General features: G+C 66.9%; 5 protein-coding genes. 1 reads left to right on the top strand and 4 read right to left on the bottom strand.

What is annotated here, in order from left to right:
* Positions 1-16: 16 nt before the first annotated feature.
* From cysE to Y958_RS25870, 4 genes are all read right to left on the bottom strand, one after another.
* Positions 17-856, bottom strand: coding sequence for a serine O-acetyltransferase (cysE, locus tag Y958_RS25885; protein ID WP_244909608.1), 840 nt, complete (start codon positions 854-856; stop codon positions 17-19).
* Between the two features lie 242 nt (positions 857-1,098).
* The gene (locus tag Y958_RS25880) at positions 1,099-3,462 is read right to left on the bottom strand and encodes a glycoside hydrolase family 31 protein (protein WP_088874762.1); all 2,364 of its coding nucleotides are present in this window, start codon (positions 3,460-3,462) and stop codon (positions 1,099-1,101) included.
* Between the two features lie 163 nt (positions 3,463-3,625).
* On the bottom strand, positions 3,626-4,045 hold the full coding sequence (locus Y958_RS25875; RefSeq protein WP_211098721.1) for a VOC family protein: 420 nt from the start codon (positions 4,043-4,045) through the stop codon (positions 3,626-3,628).
* Positions 4,042-5,217, bottom strand: coding sequence for an MFS transporter (locus tag Y958_RS25870; protein WP_088874760.1), 1,176 nt, complete (start codon positions 5,215-5,217; stop codon positions 4,042-4,044). Before Y958_RS25870 ends, Y958_RS25875 begins: the two co-directional genes overlap by 4 nt.
* Positions 5,218-5,985: 768 nt before the next feature.
* Between Y958_RS25870 and Y958_RS32080 the strand changes: the two genes are divergently transcribed.
* The gene (locus Y958_RS32080) at positions 5,986-22,134 is read left to right on the top strand and encodes a hypothetical protein (RefSeq protein WP_186291496.1); all 16,149 of its coding nucleotides are present in this window, start codon (positions 5,986-5,988) and stop codon (positions 22,132-22,134) included.
* Positions 22,135-22,407 lie beyond the last annotated feature (273 nt).

Here is a 22,407-nt window from a genome sequence, read left to right as displayed (position 1 = left end):
CCGCGGAACCTAAAACCTAAATGGAGTAGTTGAAGGAGCTGTAGGCGAGGTCGCTCAGCACCTGGTCCAACTGCTGGGCCGCCTGCCGCCCCGCCTCGTCCACCTTCACCACCTTGGCCGGGATGCCGGCGACGGTGGAATAAGGTTCCGTGGGCCGCAACACGACGGAACCGGCTGCTACCCGGGTATAGGCACCGATCTCGATATTGCCCAGGATCTTGGCGCCGGCACCGATGATCGTGCCCTTGCGCACCTTGGGATGTCGATCGGTCGTGTTCTTGCCGGTGCCGCCCAGGGTCACGTCCTGCAGCAACGACACGTCATCCTCGATCACCGCCGTCTCGCCCACCACCAGGCCGGTGGCGTGGTCGAGGAAGACGCCCTGGCCGATGGCGGCCGCCGGGTGGATGTCGGTCTGGAACACCTCGGATGAGCGGCTCTGCAGGTACAGCGCGAAGTCCCGCGCCCCGTTGATCCACAGCCAGTGCGCCAGCCGATGGGTCTGGATGGCATGGAAGCCCTTGAAATAGAGGAAGGGCTCGATCAGCCGCTCGCACGCCGGGTCGCGGTCCAGCACGGCGGTGATGTCGGCGCGCAAAGCCGCCGCCAGGGTGGTGTCGTCGGCTGCCGCCTGGTTGAAGGTATCAACGATCAGGGGCTGGGACACCACGTCGTTCTTCAGGCGCGCCGCGATGCGGTGGAACAGCGCCGTCTCGAACGAGGATTGGTTGATGATGGAATCCAGGAACAGCGGCGCCAGCATGGGCGCGCCGGCCAGCGCGTCCTCCGCCTCGGTCCGGATGCGGTCCCACAGACCGTCGCCGGTCAGCTGGGCTGCTGCTTTTTCACGGCGCACCAAAGCCAACCGTCCCCCAAGCACCGGCATTGCCATCCCTCCGCCCACGCGTCCACGCGACAGCGAAGGCTGCGCCCGGAAGCTATAAAGCCCCCGTTGGGGCGTCAACAATTTGACAATGCTCAAGCGAGCCTCGCGGTTCCTTGAGCCGGCCTCATGAAAACAAGCCCCACTAGGGCAGAGACGGCTGCGACGATAGCCGCGGCCGCCTGCTGTGTGAAATGACGCGTGTCACATGCCGCTTAACGGCCCATGACCTGCACCAGTTCGGCCGGGGCCTTGGCGAAGGGCTCGCGTGCGCCGTCGGCCGTCAGCTTGCCCGACCTGTCGTCCCAGCGCAGGGTGGCCAGGGCGCCGCCCTTGCCCTTCTCATAGTCCAGGCTCAGGCCGTCGTCATCATAGACGGTGAAGCTGGCGTCACGGCCGGGATAGACCTTCAGGGCCACGATCTTCTGCTTTTCCGCCGTCGACTGGACGGCGGAGCCCAGGGGCAGGATGGAACCCGCGCGCACGAACAGGGGGATCTGGTCGATGGGGGACGCGACGGTCACCCACTGGCCGCCAGCCAGCTTCTCGTTGGTCCAGTAATTGTACCAGTCGGTCCCGGCCGGCAGGTAGACCTGCTTGTGCGTCTGTCCGGGCTCCGTCACCGGCGCCACGAGGAAGGCCGGACCGAACATGTATTCTGTGCCGATGTTCGCCACGGCGGGGTCATGGGGAAAGTCCATCCACAAGGCCCGCATGAACGGCACGCCGGTGTCGTAGGTGACCTTGGCCTGGGCGTAAAGGTAGGGCACCAGGGCATAGCGCAACGTGTCGTAGCGGGCCATGATGGCCTCTGCCTCCGGACCGAAAGCCCAGATCTCCGTGTGCTTGCGGTCGCCGTGCAGGCGCAGGGTGGGCAGGAAGGTGCCGTACTGGAACCAGCGGACCATCAGTTCCGGATAGTCGTGATTCTGGCCCACCGTTTCTTCCGCGCCCGCCGGGCTGACCAGGGGGGTGCCGGTATAGCTGGTGGTTTGCGGCAGGTACTGCCAGCCGCCGATGTCGTTGCCCCAATAGGCGATGCCCGAGGCGGTCATGTTCAGGCCGGTGGGGATCTGGCGGGCCAGCACCTCCCACTGCGGGCTGATGTCCGACGACCAGAACAGGGCACCGGTACGCTGGGCACCCAGGTAGGCGGCGCGCGACAGGATCAGCGGCCGGCGGTTGGGCCGCCAAGCCCGCAGGCCTTGCGACGCATTTTCCACATGCAGCAGCGGGAAGACGTTGTGATACCGGTCGCCGGAACCGATGGAATAGAAGAAACCGTCGGGTACCAGATCCGGCTCCGTCTCATCCAGCCAGGGATAGTCGAAGCCGTGGCTCAGCACATTGTCGCGGGCGTGTTCCCAGAACCACTTGCGCGCGGCGGGGTTGGTTACGTCGATCAGGCCGCCGGTGCGGTCGGAGCGGAAGGGCAGGCCGTCAACGCTTCTGCCGTCCTCATCCTTCAGCAGATAGCCCTTGGCGTCCAATTCGTTGAAATAGCGGCCTGAGGTCTCGAAACGCGGCCAGATGGAGATGATGGACTGCATGCCCATGGCGTGCAGGTCCTGGTTCATGGCGTCGGGATTGGGAAACTCCGCCGGGTTGATGTCGAGCTGGCCCATGCGGGTCCAGTAGAACCAATCGATGACCATGATATCCAGCGGGTACTTCTTCTGCCGGTAGGTCTTGGCCACCCGCAGGATTTCATCCTGGCTGTCGTACCGCGCCTTGGACTGGATCAGGCCGAAGGCAGCCTTGGGTGGAATGGGCGTCTTGCCGGTCAGGCGGGCGTAGGCGCCATAGATGTCGGCGGGCGTGTCGCCGGTGATGACGAAGAAGCTGACCCGCTCCCCCACGGTGGAGGTGAGGGAGGTGGCGCCGTTGATGCCGGCGTTCAGCACCGTCTCCGCAGGATTGTCCCAAACGATGGCGTAGCCCTTGGAACTGACCAGCACCGGCACGCACACGGTTTCACCACCGGGCGCGTCATACCAGTGCTTGCAGTCCAGGGTGCGGCCGCGCAGGTCCAGCGGGCCGACCGACTGCTGGTTCTGCCCCATGCCGTAATAGTGCTCATCGGCCGGGGACTTGAAGCTGGCGCCGACCTGGTAGGTCTTCTCGCCGGCCACGGTGTGCGGGGCCATGGACCAGCCGTCCATGTTCAGCACGACCTCACCGCGCGCGTTCTTCACCTGCAGGGTGACGGGCGGCAGCTGGGGGGCGAAGTACTTCTCCATGGTGGAGGGCACGCGCGGCGCCTTGGCCGCATCGACATGCAGGGTCAGCGCGCTGGAGGCGAAGCTGTCGCCACCCTGGTCGCTGGTCCGGTGAAAGCCGCTGTTGTCCAGCGCGCCGGGCAGAAGGCCGTAGCCGGGGCCCTTCAGCGCCTGGTCCTTCTCGGTGGCGATGGTGACGCGCACGACGTTGGCGCCGTAGCCTTCGACCGAGACGTAGGCGCCGTAGCGGTCCAGCACCGCGATGGGGTCGGCCTTCGCCGCGGCCGTGAGGGCCAGGGCCGACACGAAACCCGCCAGCGCCGCCCGCAGGAACGGCTTCCTTTTTCTCGAACTCAGCATCTCGCGACCATCCCCTCCGGGTGCCGGGCGTGATCCATCCCGCTGGGAAGGGGCCGGCTTTATTGGGCATTAATAATACAAAACGTTCTCGCACGTCGCGGCGTTGGCGCCAAGACGGGAAAATGGGCCGGGAACCGAATGCCACGTGACGTTGAAATGGATTTCAGACGGTGATTTCGATGGGAATGCCGTCCGGGGTGCGCACCACCGCCTCATAAAGCCCGTCACCGGTTTGGCGGGGCGGGGAGATGAGAAGGCCCGCCGCGTCCAGCCGAGCGGCGGTGGCGTCCACCGCCGCCTGGCTACCCAGCGACAGGGCCAGATGCGCCCAGCCCACCCGGGTCTGCGGATCGGCCTCAGCCACCCACGGGGCCTGCATCAGTTCCAGCACCACCTGTTGCCCCGGCAGGCGGGCGAAGCGGGACAGGAAGCCCGGCTGCCGGCGGCTGCGGTAAAGGTCGCCGATGTCGGCGGCGAAATGGTCGCGCCAGAAGGCGCTGGCGGCGTCGAGGTCGCGGGTCCACAGGGCGACGTGCGCCAGCAGGGCGGTGGCCGGCATGGGGGTAGGACGGTTGGTGCTCATGCGTGCCCCGCCCGGGCGATGCGGCCCGCCAGCAGCGGCACGAAGGCCATCAGCAAGGCCAACAGCCAAAAGGCCGTGGGCAGGCCGACGGCATGCGCGATGAAGCCGATGCCGGCCGGGCCGGCCAGGATGCCGGCATAGCCAGTGGTGGTCAGGGCGGCGACGGCCAGGCCCACCGGCATCACCGTCTGGCTGCCCGCCAGGCGGAACAGCACCGGCACGATGTTCGAGGCGCCCAGTCCGATCAGCAGGAACCCGGCGGTGGCCACCATCGCCGTGGGTGCCATCAGCAGCAGGGCCAGTCCCAGGATGGCGCCGGCGCCGCCGCAGGCCAATATCCGGCGGTTGCCGAAGTGCGCAACGATGCGGTCGCCTGTCAGCCGGCCCACGGTCATGGCGATGGAAAACACCATGTAGCCGAAGCCGCCCTGCGCCGTGTCGGCCAGGCCGGCGCCAATGACCAGCAGGGCGCTCCAGTCCAGGATGGCGCCCTCGACCAGGAAGCAGATGGCCGCCAGCGCCGCCAGCAGCAGAACGATGCCGTGGGGCGCCACCAGGGGCGTGGGTTCGCCACGCGCGGGCAGCAGGCCGGGCAGGGCCAGCAGGACGGCCGCCAGCACCAATCCGGCGCTGAGCAGCGTTGCGACCAGGGGAGCCGTTCCCGTGGACAGCAGCAGGGTCATGCCACCGGACCCCAGGAAGCCGCCGACGCTGAACATGGCATGAAAGCCGGACATCAGCGGCTGGCCGGCGCCCCGCTCCACCTCCACCGCGTGGACGTTCATGGCCACATCGATGGTGCCCAGCGCCGCGCCAAAGCCCAGCAGGGCGGCGGCCAAGGTGGGCACCTGGCCGGCCACGGACAGCAGCGGCAACAACAGGGCAAGGGCGACGCCGCCGGCCAGGATCATGGGCTTGCTGCCCCAACGGGCGCTGAGAAATCCGGTCAGCGGCATGGCCAGGATGGAGCCGATGCCCAGGCACAGCAGGATCAAGCCCAGTTGACCATCGTCGGTACCGACACGGGCCTTGGCCAGCGGCACCAGCGGCGCCCAGCAGGCCATAGCAAACCCGGCGGCCAGGAAGGCCAGGCGCGTCGCCAGGCGCGTCGCCAGGCGGGCACCGGCGGGAGCAGCCAGGGCCGGATCGGCGGAGGGGGAGAGGGGGCTCATGGTCTTTCCCAGTCGAAGGAGGGCCCAATCAAAAGAGGCCCCAGTCAAAAGAGGGCCGCCATTCCGCTCCCGTGTTCCGGCAACAGGTGGTCGGCCGCTATCAGGCAAGTTCCGCCTAATGGATTTATCGTTAAACCAGAAGCGCAAACTTGGAGTCTGGGCGCGCCGTTAAAGTCTAGCCTACTGCTGCCCGCTTTCCGCGATGTCACAGGAGGGCCATACAACAAAAAGTTCTAAGCCCGTGGCTGTGGGGCGTCGCCTCCGCCGGGAACTGACACCGGCTAGGCCTGGGAGCAGGAGTTTGAGGTTGGCGGCCCGCCACCAACGAAGCGGTCCGGAAAACGATCAATACTGGATTGTAAACTTCATAATTCAGGATCGCTCGCCCAAATTTCATTCAGTATTCGCCAATAAACTATCACAAAATATTAATTCTGACGGAATTATCACCAGTTGTGATGAAATGTGACATCCTATTATGGTCGCTTTAATTATCTGGGTTCTTGGGTATCTTCTTCGATCTTCCGATAAAATAGCAGCCTTTACGCATGTTGAAATTGACAGAAGCTTAGAACCTATACAGAAGGGTATGGCGGCCTGCCCTATTGGGTTGAGGGCCGTGATGGAGTTTTGGGGGCCGAGGCGGGACTGATCGGGGGTATAGGCGGATTTGGGCGCAAGGGGCGGTCTAGCCCGGCGATCCCCGAGCCGCCTTTTTGTTCGCCCAATCCCAGCCCGCGTCAAACCAGCGGTTGGGAGTGATATGGCATGACAAAGCTGATGAAGAAGATGGACGGTCAGGGCGGCAAGCTGCGGCAGACTTTCCTTCTCGGGGCGTCCGCCCTGGCTGTGGGCGTGGCGCTTGCCGCCCCCCGGGCCGCATCGGCGCAGTCCGCATGCACCACCAACGCCGGGTCCATCTCCGCCGGGTCCAGTTGCACCAGCCTGGTGCTGTCCTCCGGCAATAGCGGGACGCTGGTGAACAGCGGTACCATCCGCGGTGTTCCTGCCATCACCATCGCCAGCGGCGCCGCGGCGACGACGCTGCTCAACAGCGGCCTGGTGGCCGGCAACATCGTCAACGGCTCCACCCTTGCGCTTACCATCGCGGGCGGTACGCTGGGCACGATCGGCACGCTGACGGGCGCCTCCGGTGGCCTGAGCAGCGGTCAGAAGGGCACCATCACCAGCACGGGCGCCAACGTCACCATTGGCGGCGGCGTGTACGGCATCAACGGCAACTTGCTGCTGAACGATGACCTCAACGTCGCCACCGGCACCGTGTTGCTCAACAGCGGCACGGTCGCCGTTAACAACAACATCACCATCACCGGCAACTTCACCGAGACGATCCAGACCCTGGGCAGCAACCGGCTGGTCCTGAACAACGGCACCTACATCTCGGTCACCGGCAGGATTGTCACGTCGGGCGGTACCATCGTCGACGGCAACTACAACGCCACCAGCAACTATACGCCGGGCAGTATCCACACCCTGTTGGTGGGTGGCCAGCTCTCCAGCTTCAACACCTTGATGGTCGCCGACTCCATCATCACGGGCCTGGGCCTGAGAACCACCATCGTCAACGAAAACAGCATCAGCACCGGGACCACCACCACGGTCCGCAGTGCCACGCTGCTCAATTACCTGAACAATTATTACTTCGGCACCACCTCCGCCGGCCTGAACAACACCGGCGCTCTGGACATCAGCACCAGCAAGGCGGCGGTCTACATCGCCTCTACCGGCAGCTTGGGCACCCTGACCAATTCCGGCACGCTGGGCGGAACGGCCGGGTTGTCGATCGGTCGCGACACCGCTACCGGCAGCGTGGGCACCGTGGGCCTGATCATCAACAGCGGCCTGATGCAGGGCCGGGTCGGCAGCGGCGGCGGCATCGCCCTGTCCTCCGGCGGCTCCATCGGCTCCATCCAGAATGATGGCACGATCCAGGGGTCGGCATCCGCCACCGGTGGTATTTATGCCAATGGCGGCGCCCAGATCGGGGCGCTGGTCAATGGCACCGCCGGCCCCATCCAGTCCATGGCCGCCGCGGCCGGGGTGAACTTCCTGGGCGTCACCGTCGGTACCGTCACCAATTCCGGCCTGATCAGGAACACCTCCACCGGCACCGGCTTCAACCTGACCGGTGACGTGGACGTCTTCAACAACACCGGTACCGGCACCGTCACCAACCAGAGCACGGGCTATCAGGCGGGTGCCCTCGTCGTGGCGATAACGGCGGCCACCGTCGCCAATGTCGGCAACCTCGGCACGCTGCTGAACAGCGGCCTGATCATCAACACCAGCACCGCCACGACCTCCGGCAACGCCATCGCCCTCGCGGCGGTTAACATGGTCGGCGGCACCATCGACACGCTGCAGAACAGCGGCACGATCACCAGCGGTCGCACCGGCTTGCGCGTTGGTCAGTTCGTCGCCGGCGGCACGCTCGTCAATTACGGCCACCTCGGCCTGCTGGACAACAGCGGCCTGATCAGCGGTTCCACCGCCGCGATCGTGAAGGGGGCGGCGGTCAGCATCGCCGGCGGCATGATCGGCACCCTGGTCAACAGCGGCACCATCACCGGTCCGCGGGCCATCCAGATCGACAACATCCAATACGGTCCCACCGTCGCCACCCCTGGCACTGTCGGCCTGATCAGCAACACCAACCTGGTCAGCGCCACCAACGTGGCGGTCAGCATCGCCGGCGGCACCCTGGGCACGCTGCTGAACAGCGGCACCATCACCGCCCCCACGGCCATTCGCGTCACCGACTACACCATCCTGTCAGGCACCGTCGTCTCCTACACCAACGCCGCCAAGGTGGGCTTGCTGCAGAACAGCGGCGTGATCAAGGGCACCATCCTGAACCTGGCCGCCCAGGACATGACCTTGGCGGGCGGCACCGGCGGCACCATCGGCACCTTCACCGGAGTCAGCGGCCTGGGCCTGATCAGCAACACCGTCAGCAATGTGACGCTGGCCTCGGGCGCCCTGTTGCTGAACGACGCCGTGGACGTCACCGGCCACACACTGGTCAACAGCGGCGCGTCGGTGGTGCTGAATACGCTCCTGAACGTCACCGGCAATTTCGATCAGTCGGCCGGCACGCTAACCCTCAACAACGGCGCCCAGGTCGTGGCCAGTGGTGCCGCGATCATGTCCGGCGGTACCGTCGTCACCAGCGTCGCGTCCAACCTCAATTATCTGGTGGGACAGGGGGGCGCCACCCTGGTCGCCGGCGGCACCGGCTCCAGCTATAGCGGCGTCGCCGTCGCCACCACCAACACCGTCACCGGTTTGGCGCTGACCAGCGGCGCCTCCGGCACCAACCTGGTGGTGATGGGGGCCAACGACTACATCGGCGGCACGCTGGGCACGCTGAACAACACCGGCACCATCAGCGCCAGCAACGCCATCTACGTGGCGGCCACGGGCACGCTGGGCACATTGAGCAATAGCGGCACCCTGATGGGGGCCACCGCCGCCCTCAACAACCTGGGCGGCATCGGCACCGTCACCCTCGGAACACAGGGGGTTTCCGGCGGCGTGACAAGCTATGGCACCGTGGGCCTCCTGCAAGGTGGCATCGGTCTCGCCAACACCGGCAGCATCGGCTCGCTGACCAACTACGCCACCATCCTGGGCACGACCGGGGCGGCGGTCGACAATCAGGGCCTGATCGTCGCCCTGGGCAATGCCGGGACCATGACCGGCGCCACCAGCGGCATCAACAACGCCGGCACCATCGGCACCCTGATCAACGCCGACATGGTCTCCGGCAGCATTGGCCTCAGCAATACGGGCCTCATTGGCTTCCTGGAGAACTTTGTCCTCGGCACCGGCAGCCTGACCACCCTGATCGGCACCATCCATGGCTCCGCCACCGGCCTGCGCAACGCCGGCGGCATCGGCACGCTGTTCAATGCCGGCGTGATCTCCGGTTCCGTCGCCCTCAACAACGCCGGCAGCATCGCCATCATCGGCAACCTCAACATAGGGCCGCTGGTGGGCACTATCAGCGGGGCGGCCACCGGCCTGCTGAACACCGGTGTCATCGGCAGCCTGATGAACACGGGCGTCATCTCGGGCTCCAACTACGCCTTGTACAACAGCGCCGGCGGCACCCTGGGAACCATCTTCAACGCCGGCACCATCAGCGGCACCATCGCCAACCTGTCCGCCCGCGACCTGGTGGTGATGGGCGACACGTTGACCATCGGCACCCTGACGGGCGGCGCCATCGCCAACACATCCTCTAACCTCGTGTTCGCCGGCGGCCGGCAGGTGGTGGATGACGCCATCAATGTGGGCGCCAACACCGTGGTCAACAGCGGTGCCGTCCTGACCCTGACCGACAATGTCAGCATCACCGGCAACTACAGCCAGACCACCGGCACCTTGGGCCTGGGTGCCCAGGCACTGATGGTCAGCGGTGTCGCCAGCATCACCGGCGGCAGGGTCATCGCCACCCTGTCCGGGACCCAGAACTACATCGTGGGCACCACCACGGGTCTGGTCGTCGTGCAGGCCGGGGCGGGATCCAATTACACGGGCGTCAGCCTGACCTCAGGCGTCACCGGCCTGACGGTGGGGGCGGATACCCAGACGGTCGGCGGCAACGTCGACCTGATGGTCACGGCCGTCAACGACTACATCGGCGGCACCCTGGGCAGCCTGTCCAACATCGGCACCCTCGGCGGCGTGCAGACCGCCGCCTACATCGCTACCCAGGGCAGCCTGGGCACGCTATCCAACAGCGGCCTGCTGGACGGCACCCGTTACGGCATCCACAACTTCGGCACCATCGGCCTGGTGGACAACAGCGGCACCGCGACCGGCCTCATCGGTCTTTACAATCAGGGCAGCATCGGCACGGTGGTCAACAGCGGCGTGCTGAAGGACGCGCCTTCGGCCCAGGCCGCCGGCCTGAACAACGCCGGCACCATCGGCGTCCTGACCAACCTGGGCACCATCACCAGCCCGGTCGCCCTGTACAACACCGGCAGCATCGGCCAGTTGAACAACAGCGGCCTCATCGCGGGCAGCCTGATCAACCGGTCGGCCAACGTGCTGACCATCAGCGGTGGCAGCGGCACGGTGGTGGGCAGCCTGACGGGCACGCTGAACGGCACCCTCAACACCATGGGCTCCATCACCAGCACCCTGGGGAACGTGGTGTTGGCCGGTGGAAACCTGTGGCTGAACGACCAGGTCAACGTCGCCGGCCAGACCTTGGCCAACAGCGGTGCCTCGCTGCGGCTCAGCACCATCATCAACGTCACCGGCAACTACAGCCAGAGCGCCGGCACCATCGTGTTGGCTGCCGGCGCGCAACTGTCGGTCACCGGTGCCGCCGTCATGACCGGCGGCGCCGTGTCCATCACCGGTCTGTCCGCGACGGCCAACTATCTGGTGGGCCAGGGCGGCACCACCCTGGTGGCCGGCGGCGTCGGCTCCAGCTACAGCGGTGTCAGCCTGCAGGCCAACACCATCGCCGGCCTGGTCGCCGCCGCGGGTGGTGTGGGCACCAACCTGGTTGTGACGGGGGCCAACGACTATGTCGGGACCCTGCTGCCCACGCTGAACAACACCGGCAGCATCGGCGGCATGCAGACGGCCCTGTTCGTGCGCAGCACGGGCAGCATCGGCACGGTCAGCAACAGCGGTACGCTGGCGGGTGTGGGCGCCGTCACCGGCTACGGCGCGTCCATCGCCGGCACCATCGGCACCCTGACCAACAGCGGTGTCGTCAGCGGCGACGGCACCAACGGCGGCTACGGCCTGCTGAACCGCGGCACCATCGGCACGCTGATCAACACGGTGGGCGGCACCTTCGCCGGCCTGGCCGGCACGGTGGGCTATGGCCTGATCAACCAGAGCATCCTGAACACCGTCGTCAACTATGGCCTGATGACCGGCCATGACGGCGGCCTGCAGAACATGGGCACCATCCAGCTGCTGGACAACGCCAGCGGCGGCACCATCCGGTCCAACAGCGCCAGCGCGCAGCAGGGCCTGCGCAATGACGGCACCATCGTCACGCTGCTGAACGATGGCCTGATCGGCAACAACTACGGCATCTTCCAAGCGGCCGGCACGATTCAGACGCTGGTGAACAACGGCACCATCGCGGCCAACGCCAGCGGCGTGTACATGAGCGCCGCCATCGGGACCATCAGCAACAGCGGCACCATCAGCGCGGCGCACAAGGCCATCGTGGCCAACTCAACCCTGACGGCGCTGCTGAACAGCGGCACGCTGAAGGGCACGCAGGCGCTGGCCATCGGCGTGAACGGCCGCGTGGGCACGATCAGCAACAGCGGCGTGATCCAGGGCAACATCGTCAATACCGGCACCGGCGGCCTGACCATCGGCGGCGGCGCCAACGGCACCATCGGCACCCTGTCGGGCCTGACCGGCCGGGGCACCATCACCAATACCGGATCCTCCGTGGTGTTCAGCGACGGCGCCCTGTCGCTGAACGACAACATCAATGTCGGCGCCAATACGGTGGTGAACAGTGGCGCCAACCTTATCCTGTCCAACACCGTCAACGTCACCGGCAACTACAGCCAGTCCTCGGGCACGCTGGTGGTGAACCCGGGTGTCAGCCAGTTGCTGGTCAGCGGTGCCGCCAGCATCAGTGGCGGCACCATCCTGACCAGCCTGTCCAACACCGGCAATTACCTGGTGGGCAGCGCCTACACCTTGGTGCAGGGCGGGGCGGGCTCCAATTACACCGGCGCCTCCGTCGTCACCAACAGCATCACCGGCCTGGGCTACGCCAGCAGCATCGCCACGGTGGGCGGCAACCTTGATCTGCTGCTGTCGTTCAACAGCGATTACATCGGCGGCAGCTATGGCACGCTGGTCAACGCGGGCACCCTGAACGCCGCCACGGTGCTGTACATCGCCAGCACGGGCACCCTGGGCGCCCTGGTCAACAGCGGCACCATCCAAGGCAACATCACCAATGCCGGCAGCCAGGATCTGACCATCATTGGCGCCGATAATGGCACCTTTGGCACGCTGGCCGGGCAGTCCGGCATGGGCACCATCGCCAGCACGCTGGCCAATGTGGTGCTGGCGTCGGGCAACCTGGCCCTGAACGACCGGGTCAACGTCGGCAGCCATACGCTGGTCAACAGCGGCGCCACCGTCCAGATGGACAATGTCGTGAGCGTCACCGGCAACTACAGCCAGACGGGCGGTTGGCTGGCGGCGGACTATAATTCCGGCGGGCTGGTGGTCAGCGGGGCGGTATCGCTGACCGGCGGCACCGTCAGCATGTACAACGACACCGTGGTGCGGAATCTGATGGTGGGCGACGTCTATGGCGGCGCCGTGGTGTCCGGCGGTGCCGGCTCCACCTTCACCAACCTCGGCTACTACTCCGGTGTCACGGGGCTGGAGGTCACGGGCACCGTCAACGGCAACAGCCTGTACCTGCAGGCCGCCAACGACTATGTCGGCACGGTGCAGGGTGCCCTCACCAACACCGGCACCCTCAGTGGCGTCGCCAACCCCGTCTATCTGGCGCGGTCGGCCACCCTGGGCACCCTGGACAACAGCGGCGCCCTGGTGGGTACCATCGACGGCGTGCTGAACCAGGGAACCATCAGCAGCGTGGTCAACACCGGCCTGATCTCCGGCGGCACCGTGGGCTGGTTCAACCAGAACGCGCCCAGCAGCGTGGCCGTGCTGGACAACCAGGGTACGCTGGTCGGTGGCAAGAACGGCCTGGTCAACAGCGGCACCATCGGCGCCCTGCTGAACAGCGGCACCATTACCGGTAGCCTGCTGGCCCTCTACATCTACCCCACCGGCACCCTGGGCACCCTGGTCAACAGCGGCACCATTGCCGGCAGCATCCTGAACAGCGGCCAGGGTAACCTGACCATCGCCGGCGGCGTCGGCACGGGCCTTTTCACCGGCTACGGCGGCACCGTGGGCACCATCACCAGCACGGGCCACGATGTGGTGCTGGCCTCCGGCACCCTTGAGCTGAACGACGTCTTCAACGTCGGCAGCCACACGGTGGTGAACAATGGCGCCAGCCTGCTGCTGGACACGACCCTCAGCATCACCGGCAACTACAGCCAGACCGGCGGCAGCCTGGACGTGGGCAGCCACACCGTGGTGGTCAGCGGCATCGCCAATGTCAGCGGCGCCGCCATCACGACCAGCCAGTTGGACGCCAGCGGCAATTACCTGGTGGGCAGCATCAGCGGCAGCGTGATCCAGGGCGGGCTGGGGTCCAGCTACACCGGGATCAGCGTCACCTCCAACCTCACCGGCCTGTCCCTCACCGGCACCACGGGCACCATCGGCTCCAACGTGGATCTGATGCTGGTGTCGACCAACGACTATATCGGCGGCACGCTCGCCAGCCTGGACAATACCGGCACCATCGCCGGCGTGGTCACGGCGGCCTATGTCGCCACCACCGGCAGCCTGGGCACGCTGAACAATACGGGCCTGCTGTCGGCTGATAGCTATGGCCTGCGCAACCGCGGCACCATCGGCCTGGTGGACAACAGCGGCACCGTCACCGGCCGTGTCGCCCTGTGGAACCAAGGCGTCATCGGCACGGTGCTGAACACCGGCGCGCTGTTGGACGCGCCGTCGGTCAACGCCGCCGGCCTGAACAACCAGGGCACCATCGGCGCCGTCATCAACCAGGGCACCATCTTCGGCACCGTCTACGGCCTGTACAACTCCGGCAGCATCGGCAGCGTGGCCAACGCCGGCGGCACCATCGCCGGTGAGGTGGCGCTCTACAACGGCGGCACCATCGGCACGGTGACCAACAGCGGCCAGATCGTCGACGGCGCCGGCCCGACCAGCGCCGGCCTGAACAACCACGGCAGCCTGGGCCTGCTGGACAACAGCGGCACCATCGCCGGCGTCACCAACGGCCTGTACAACACCGGCACCATCGGCAGTGTCAGCAACAGCGGTCTGATCACGGCGGTCACCGCCCTGTATACCAGCGGCCTGCTGGGCACGGTGGCCAACAGCGGTACGATATCCGGCAATATCGTCAACGACAGCGCCAACGCCCTGGTGTTCACCGGCGGCAGCGGCGATACCATCGGCACCCTCACCGGCCAGTCGGGCGCCATGGGCACCATCACCAGCACCAACGCCAACGTGGTGCTGGCGTCGGGCAACTTGGCGCTGAACGACGCCGTCAACGTCGGCGCCAACACCTTGGTGAACAGCGGCGCCTCCGTGCTGCTGAACTCCATCGTCAGCGTCACCGGCAATTTCGCCCAGACGGACGGCACCCTGGTGGCGGCCTTCGGTCATGGCGAACTGCTGGTCAGCGGCAACGCCGCCGTGACCGGCGGTACGGTGTCGGTGGTCAATGTGCCCTCCACCGTCAACTTCGTGGCGGGCCAGGGGGGCGGCAATGCCCTGATCGCCGCCGGCGGCACGGGCAGCTACAGCGGCCTGACCTACGTCACCGACCTCACGGGGCTGGAGGCCACGGGCAGCGTCAGCGGCGGCAACCTGTACCTGACGGCGGCCAACGACTACGTCGGCACCCTGATGGCCAGCCTGTCCAACACCGGCACCATCAACGCCGGCAACGCCGTCTATGTGGCGACCTCGGGCAGCCTGGGCTCGCTGTTCAACAGCGGCGCGCTGACCGGCGCCCATGGCGTGCACAACGAAGGTGTCATCGCCACGCTGGTGAATACCGGCGTCATCTCCGGCTACACCATCGGCCTGTATAATCACGGCGCCACCAGCAGCATGGTCCTGTTGGACAACCAGGGCACAATTCAGGGCAACCTGGGTGTGGTGAACGAAGGCAGCCTGGGCACGCTGAACAACAGCGGCCTGCTGACCGGCAGCTTCGGCGCCATCAACAACACGGGTGAACTGGACACCATCGTCAACAGCGGCACCATCGCCGGCAAGATCGTCAGCACCAGCACCCATGACCTGACCATCATGGGTGGCAACGCCACCGGTCTGTTCACCGGCATCAACGGTTCCATCGGCATCCTCACCAACACCGCGTCCAACCTGGTGTTCGCCTCGGGCGCCGTCCGGCTGAACGAGGTGATCAACGTCGGCAGCCACACGGTGGTGAACAGCGGCGCCAGCATCCTGCTGGACAGCACGCTCAGCATCACCGGCAACTACAGCCAGGCCAGCGGCAGCCTGGACCTGAGCAACCACAACCTGGTGGTCAGTGGTGTCGCCAACGTCAGCGGCGGCGCCATCCTGACCAGCCAGTTGGACGCCAACGGCAACTACCTGGTGGGCAACAGCAACGGCACCCTGATCCAGGGTGGCGCTGGCTCCAGCTACACCGGGGTGAACATCACCTCCAACCTCAGCGGCCTGTCCCTCACCGGCACCACCGCCACGCTCGGGTCCAACGTGGACCTGCTGCTGCTGTCGGCCAACGACTACATCGGCGGCACGCTCGCCAGCCTGGACAATACCGGCACCATCGCTGGCGTGGTCACGGCGGCCTATGTCGCCACCACCGGCAGCCTGGGCACGCTGAACAACACCGGCATGCTGTCCGGCGAGAACTTCGGCCTGCGCAACCTGGGCACCATCGGTCTGCTGGACAACAGCGGCGTCGTCACCGGCCGCGTCGCCCTGTGGAATCGGGGCGTCATCGGCACCGTCGTGAACACGGGCGCCTTAGTGGATGAGCCGTCGGTCAACGCTGCCGGCCTGAACAACCAAGGCATCATCGGCGCCGTCATCAACCAGGGCGGCACCATCTTCGGCACCGTCTACGGCCTGTTCAACACCGGCAGCATCGGCAGCGTGGCCAACAGCGGCACCATCGCCGGCGAGGCGGCGCTCTACAACGGCGGCACCATCGGCACGGTCACCAACAGCGGTCAGATCATCGACGCCGCCGGCCCGGTCAGCGCCGGCTTGAACAATGGCGGCAGCCTGGACCTGCTGAACAACAGCGGTACCCTCAGCGGCGTTACCAACGGGCTGTACAACACCGGCACCATCGGGTCGGTGGTCAACACCGGCCTGATCACCGCGGTCACGGCCCTCTATACCAGCGGCATGCTGGGCACGGTGGCCAACAGCGGGACGATATCCGGCAATATCGTCAACGACAGCGCCAACGCACTGGTGTTCACCGGCGGCACCGGCACCGTCTTCGGTGTTCTGACCGGCCAGAACAATGCCCTGGGCCTGATCACCAGCACCAACGCCAACGTGGTGCTGGCCTCCGGCAACCTGCTGCTGAACGACGCCGTGAATGTCGGGACCAATACCCTGGTCAACAGCGGCGCCTCCCTGCTGCTGTCCAATGCGCTCAGCATTACGGGCAACTTCCTCCAGACGGCCGGCACCCTGGCCATGGGCGTGGGCAGTTCCGTCACCGGTGAGTTGCTGGTCAGCGGTGCCGCCACCCTGACGGGGGGCACGGTGGCCGTGACGGCGCTGGACGGCGCCAACCTGCTGGCGGGCCAGAGCTACACCATCGTCGGGGCCGGCAGCGGCACCCTGACGGCCACCGGCCTGACCGCCCAGGTCAGCGGCTTCAGTGCCACCCTGGGTACCGCCTCCAACGGCGGCGCCCAGGATCTGCTGCTGACCCTCCTCAGCGATTACATCAGCGGCACGCTGGGCACGGTCACCAACACCGGCGTCATCAACGCCGCCACGGCGGTCAGCATCACCAGCAACGGCAGCCTGGGCACGCTGGCCAACAGCGGCACCATCATCGGCAACGTGGTGAACGACAGCGCCAACGACCTGGTCATCGTTGGCGGCAGCGGCACCACGGTGGGCACCTTCGCCGGCGGTACCATCCGCAACACCAACAGCAACCTGACCTTCGCCTCCGGCGCCATCGCCCTGCGCGATACCATCAATGTCGGCACCAACACGGTGGTGAACAGCGGCGCCTCCCTGACGTTGGGCAGCGCTTTGAACGTCACCGGCAACTTCACCCAGACCGGCGGCACGCTGGGCTTGGGGACGCAGTCGGCGACGATCAGCGGTGTGGCCGACATCACCGGCGGCACCATCACCACCGGCAAGCTGAGCTCGACCGGCAACTACCTGGTGGGCAGCACCAATGGCACCCTGATCCAGGGTGGTGCCGGGTCCGACTACACTGGGGCCGTCATCCGCACCGGCATCCTCGGCGCGTCCGTCACGGCCAACAACAGCACGGTGGGCGGCAACGTCGACCTGTTGCTGGTCGCGTCCAACGACTATGTCGGCGGCACGCTGGCCAGCCTGGACAACACCAGCACCATCGCCGGGGCCGCGGTGAATACGGCGGTGTTCGTCGCCACGCGCGGCAGCATCGGCACCCTGTCCAACAGCGGCCTGCTGTCCGGCCCGTTCTATGGTGTCCGCAACACCGGCACCATCGGCCTGGTGACCAACAGCGGCACGGCCATGGGGCAGGTGGGCCTGTACAACCTGACCAGCATCGGCACTGTCATCAACACCGGTGTGCTGAGCGCCGCGCCCAACAATAACGGTATCGGCGTCGCCGCCGGCTTGAGCAACGGCGGCAAGATCGGCGCCGTCATCAACCAGGGCACCATCAGCAACACCAACTATGGCCTGTACAACAGCGGCAGCATCACCAGTGTCGACAACAGCGGCCTGATCACCCAGACCAACACCGTCGGCGCGGCCTTCTACAACCGCGGCACCATCGGCAGCGTCAGCAACAGCGGCCTCATCACCGGCGTTACGGCGCTGCGCAACGAGGGCAGCATCGGCACCATCGCCAATAGCGGCACCATCGCCGGCAACGTGCTGAACACCGTTGCCAGCGCCCTGGTGTTCACCGGCGGCACCGGAACCGTGACCGGTACCCTGACGGGCCGGAACGGTGCCATCGGCACCATCACCAGCACCAGCGGCAACGTGGAATTGGCCAGCGGCAACCTGCTGCTGAACGACCAGGTGAACGTGGGCAGTGGCACGCTGGTGAACAGCGGCGCCAACGTGCTGCTGACCAACGCCATCGGCGTGACGGGTAACTACGCGCAAAGCGCCGGCACGCTGGCCATGGGCATCGGCAGCGGCACGGCGGGTGAACTGCTGGTCAGCGGCAACGCCGCCTTCACCGGCGGCACCGTGGCGGTGACGGCGCTCTCGGGCAGCAACCTGATCGCGGGCCAGAGCTACACCATCGCCGAGGTGGGCGGGTCCTTGACCACCAGCGGCCTCAGTGCCGCGGCCACGGGCTTCAGCGCCACGCTGGGCACGGGCGCCAACGGCGCGGCCACCGACCTGCTGCTGACGCTGCTCAGCGACTATGTCAGTGGCACGCTGGGCACCCTGACCAACACCGGCACGATCAACGCCGCCACGGCGGTGTTGATCACCAGCGCCGGCAGCCTGGGGACCCTGGCCAACAGCGGTGTCCTCATCGGCAACGTGATCAACGCCAGCGCCAATGACCTGGTGATCGTCGGTGGTTCCCCAAATGGCGTTAATGGCGGCACGGTGGGCAGCTTCAGCGGCGGCACCATCCGCAACAGCCTGAGCAACCTGACCTTCGCTAGCGGGGCGGTCAGCCTGTCAGACAACATTGATGCCACCGGCCACACGGTGGCCAACACCGGTGCCACCATCGCCCTCGCCAGCGACGTCAGCATCAGCGGCGCCTACAGCCAGGCGGCGGGCACGCTGGGCCTGGGCGGTCATGTGCTGTCCGTCAGCGACGCGGCCAGCATCAGCGGCGGCGTGGTCAATGGCGGCCTGAACGGGGCGGCCAACTACCTGGTGGGTGACGGCGTCACCTTGGTCCAGGGCGGGGCGGGTTCCAACTACAGCGGGGCCACGGTGGTGAGCGGCCTGACCGGCCTGGACGCCACCGGCACCACCAGCGGCAGCAACCTGCTGGCCGTGGCGGGCAACGACTACATCGGCGCCAGCCTGGCCGTGCTGAACGTCACGGGTACCCTGGCCAACAATGCGGGCGGCGCCACGGCGCTGTACATCGCCCGCACGGGCACCTTGGGCAGCCTGGCCAACAGCGGCACCATCCGTGGCAATATCACCAACCTGTCGGCGGGTGATCTCAGCATCACCGGTGGCTCCAACGGCACGGTGGGTGTGTTCACCGGCGGCACCATCCGCAATGCCGGCAGCAATGTGGTGTTCGCCTCGGGCGCCGTCAGCCTGGGCGACGTGATCGTCGCCACCGGTCATACGGTGGCCAACACGGGCGCCAGCATCAGCCTGGCCGGCGACATCAGTGTCACGGGGGCCTACAGCCAGACGGCGGGCACCCTGGGCCTGGGTGGTCATGTGCTGTCCGTCAGCGACGCCGCCAGCGTCACCGGCGGCGTGGTCAACGGCGGCTTGAACGGGGCGGCCAATTACCTGGTGGGTGACGGCGTCGTCCTGATCCAGGGTGGGGCTGGTTCCAACTATACCGGCGCGACGGTGGTCAGCGGCCTGACCGGCCTGTCGGCCAACGGCGGCACTAGCGGCGGCAACCTGCTGGCCGTGGCGGGCAACGACTACATCGGCGCCAGCCTGGCCACCCTGAACGTCACGGGGACCCTGGCCAACACGGCCGGCGGGGCCACGGCGCTGTACATCGCCGGCACCGGCACCCTGGGCAGCTTGGCCAACAGCGGCCTGATCAGCGGCAACGTGGTCAACACCAGCACCCACGATCTGACGATCAACGGCAGCGGCAACGGCGCGGTGGGCCGCTTCACCGGCGGCACTATCACCAGCACCGGGGCCAACGTGGTGTTCGCGTCCGGTGCGGTCAGCCTGGGCGACGCCATCACCGTGGCGACGCACACGGTCAGCAACGCCGGCGCCAGCATCGCCCTGGCATCCGATGTGGCCGTCACGGGCAACTTTGCCCAGTCGTCGGGCACCCTGACCACGGGTGGCCATGTGCTGACCGTCAGCGGGGCTGCCACCGTGGCGGGCGGCGTGGTCAACGCCGGCGTCAGCGCGGTGGGCAACTATCTGGCGGGAGACAGCGTCACCCTGATCCAGGGTGGCACCGGCTCCAACTACGCCGGGGCCACGGTCACCAGCGGCATCACCGGCCTCAGTGCCAATGCCGTGACCAGCGGCAGCAACCTGCTGGCGGCGGCCGCCAACGACTACATCGGCGCCAGCCTGGACACCCTTAACAACACCGGCACGGTGGCCAGCCCGACGGCGCTGTACATCGCCTCGACCGGCACGCTGGGCACGCTGGCCAACAGCGGGGCGCTGGCGGGCAACATCACCAACCTGTCGACCGGCGACCTGATCATCAACGGCGGCAGTCTGGCTTCCCCGGGCACCCTGACCGGGTTCAACGGCGCCATCGGCACGATCAGCAACACCGGCAGCAACGTGCGCTTCACCGGCGGCGTGCAGCTGCTGAACGACCACATCACCGTCGGCAGCCACACGGTGTTCAACAGCGGGGCGACCCTGCTGGTGAACAGCGCCATCAACATCACCGGCAGCTATAGCCAGTCGGCGGGCACGCTGGCCATCGGGGTGACGTCGCAGAGCAGCTACGGCAACCTGGCGGTCAGTGGTGCCGCGGCCTTCACCGGCGGCTCGGTGCTGCTGCAGGGCGTGGGCAGCGGGGCCGGGGCGTTGCAGGCCGGCACCTACACCATCGCCTCGGGCAATGGCCTGAGCCTCAGCGGTGTGGACTTCACGGCCACGGGCTACACCGTGACCAGCGACCTGGTGACGGTGGGCGGCACCACCCAGCTGGTGGTGAAGGTGGCGGGCAAGGCCACCAACTACACGGCGGTGGGCAACGCCCAGGGCGGTGCGGCGGTGGGGACGGGCTCGGCCCTGGACCAGATCGCGGCCTTGACCGGCAACAGCATCACCACCAACCCGCAGCTGGCGGCGTTCACGCAGCAGGTGCTGGCGCCGCTGGCGACGCTGACGCCGGCGGCCAAGCAGGTGGCGGTGGCGCAGCTGTCGCCCAGCCAGCTGACGCCGCAGCTGACGGCGGCGTCGGTGACGCCGACGACGACGGCCATCAGCCAGCACCAGGAGACGGTGGCCAGCCTGATGGACGGCAGCGAGAAGGGGGCCGCCGCCGGCTCCAACGGTCGCGAGGGCGTGATCTGGGGCGAGGTCGTGGGCGCCGGCGTGCTGCGCGGCACGACGACGGAGGCGGCAGGCTACCGCGCCAGCAGCAGCGGCCTGGTGCTGGGCGCCGACTGGTTCGCCAGCGACGAGGTCATGGCGGGCCTGGCGTTCAGCTGGATCAACAGCGCGTCGGTGGGCCAGGGCGTCATGGCGGGCAGCCTGACGCGGGTGGGCAGCTACCAGCTGACCGCCTACAGCGTCTGGCGTCCGGACTTCGCCGACCAGAAGCTGTCGGTGGAGGGCCAGGTGGGCTGGGGCTACAACCACTTTGACCAGCGCCGCGACATCGCCTTCTTAGGCGCCCGCGCCAACGCCAACTATGGTGGCGAGCAGTACCTGGGCAAGGTGACGGTGGGCTACGACCTGCCGCAGCAGGGGGCGTTCACCTTCACGCCGCAGTACAGCCTGCGCTTCGTGCGCCTGGTGAACCATGCCTACCAGGAACACGACGCGGGTCCGGCCAACCTGAAGGTGGATGTCCTCGGCACCAATGCCGTCACCCAGGAGCTGGGGCTGAAGGTGGACACGCAGTGGAACACGGGTGTCGGCCTGCTGTCGCCGGACCTGCGGGTGGCCTGGGTGCACGACTTCAAGGATGGGCCCATCCCGACCACGGGCGTGCTGGCCGGCGTGGCCTTCGCCAGCACCACCGGCCGGGTCAACACCGACGGCCTGGCCGTCAACCTGGGCGCCACGCTGCAGCAGAGCGAAACCTTCAGCCTGCGTCTGGAGTACAACGGCGAGTACCGCCACGACTACCAGAGCCACGGCGGCGTCCTGCGCGCCAGCTGGAGCTTCTGATCCCAGCGGCACGAGATGTTGGCTCGTGCCGCTGTAGCCCGCGACTGCGGGCGCCGCAGCGAGTACCGCAGGGCGGAGCGAGGAAGCCAAGGGCGCGGATGCGCCCGCCCGGCGATTGAAGGGGCATTTGAGAGGTCACGATCAAATGCCGCACATATGAGGTCGAGCGTTCAACAGAAAGCCCCGCTGGAGCGATCCGGCGGGGCTTCTTTGTTTTGGGAACTTTGCCCCGTCGCGGCCGGTTTTTTCAGGCGTGCGAAACGGAGGGCTCCA

The organism is Nitrospirillum viridazoti CBAmc, from assembly GCF_000730165.1.
GTDB lineage: Bacteria > Pseudomonadota > Alphaproteobacteria > Azospirillales > Azospirillaceae > Nitrospirillum > Nitrospirillum viridazoti.
Note: the sequence above shows the minus strand (reverse complement) of the source record. Positions and strands in the feature narration are given on the sequence as shown.

Coding starts and splice junctions, on each gene's coding strand:
- Y958_RS25875 (WP_211098721.1), bottom strand. CDS start 4,045: ATGAGCACCAACCGTCCTACCCCCATGCCGGCCACCGCCCTGCTGGCG.
- Y958_RS25880 (WP_088874762.1), bottom strand. CDS start 3,462: ATGCTGAGTTCGAGAAAAAGGAAGCCGTTCCTGCGGGCGGCGCTGGCG.
- Y958_RS25870 (WP_088874760.1), bottom strand. CDS start 5,217: ATGAGCCCCCTCTCCCCCTCCGCCGATCCGGCCCTGGCTGCTCCCGCC.
- Y958_RS32080 (WP_186291496.1), top strand. CDS start 5,986: ATGACAAAGCTGATGAAGAAGATGGACGGTCAGGGCGGCAAGCTGCGG.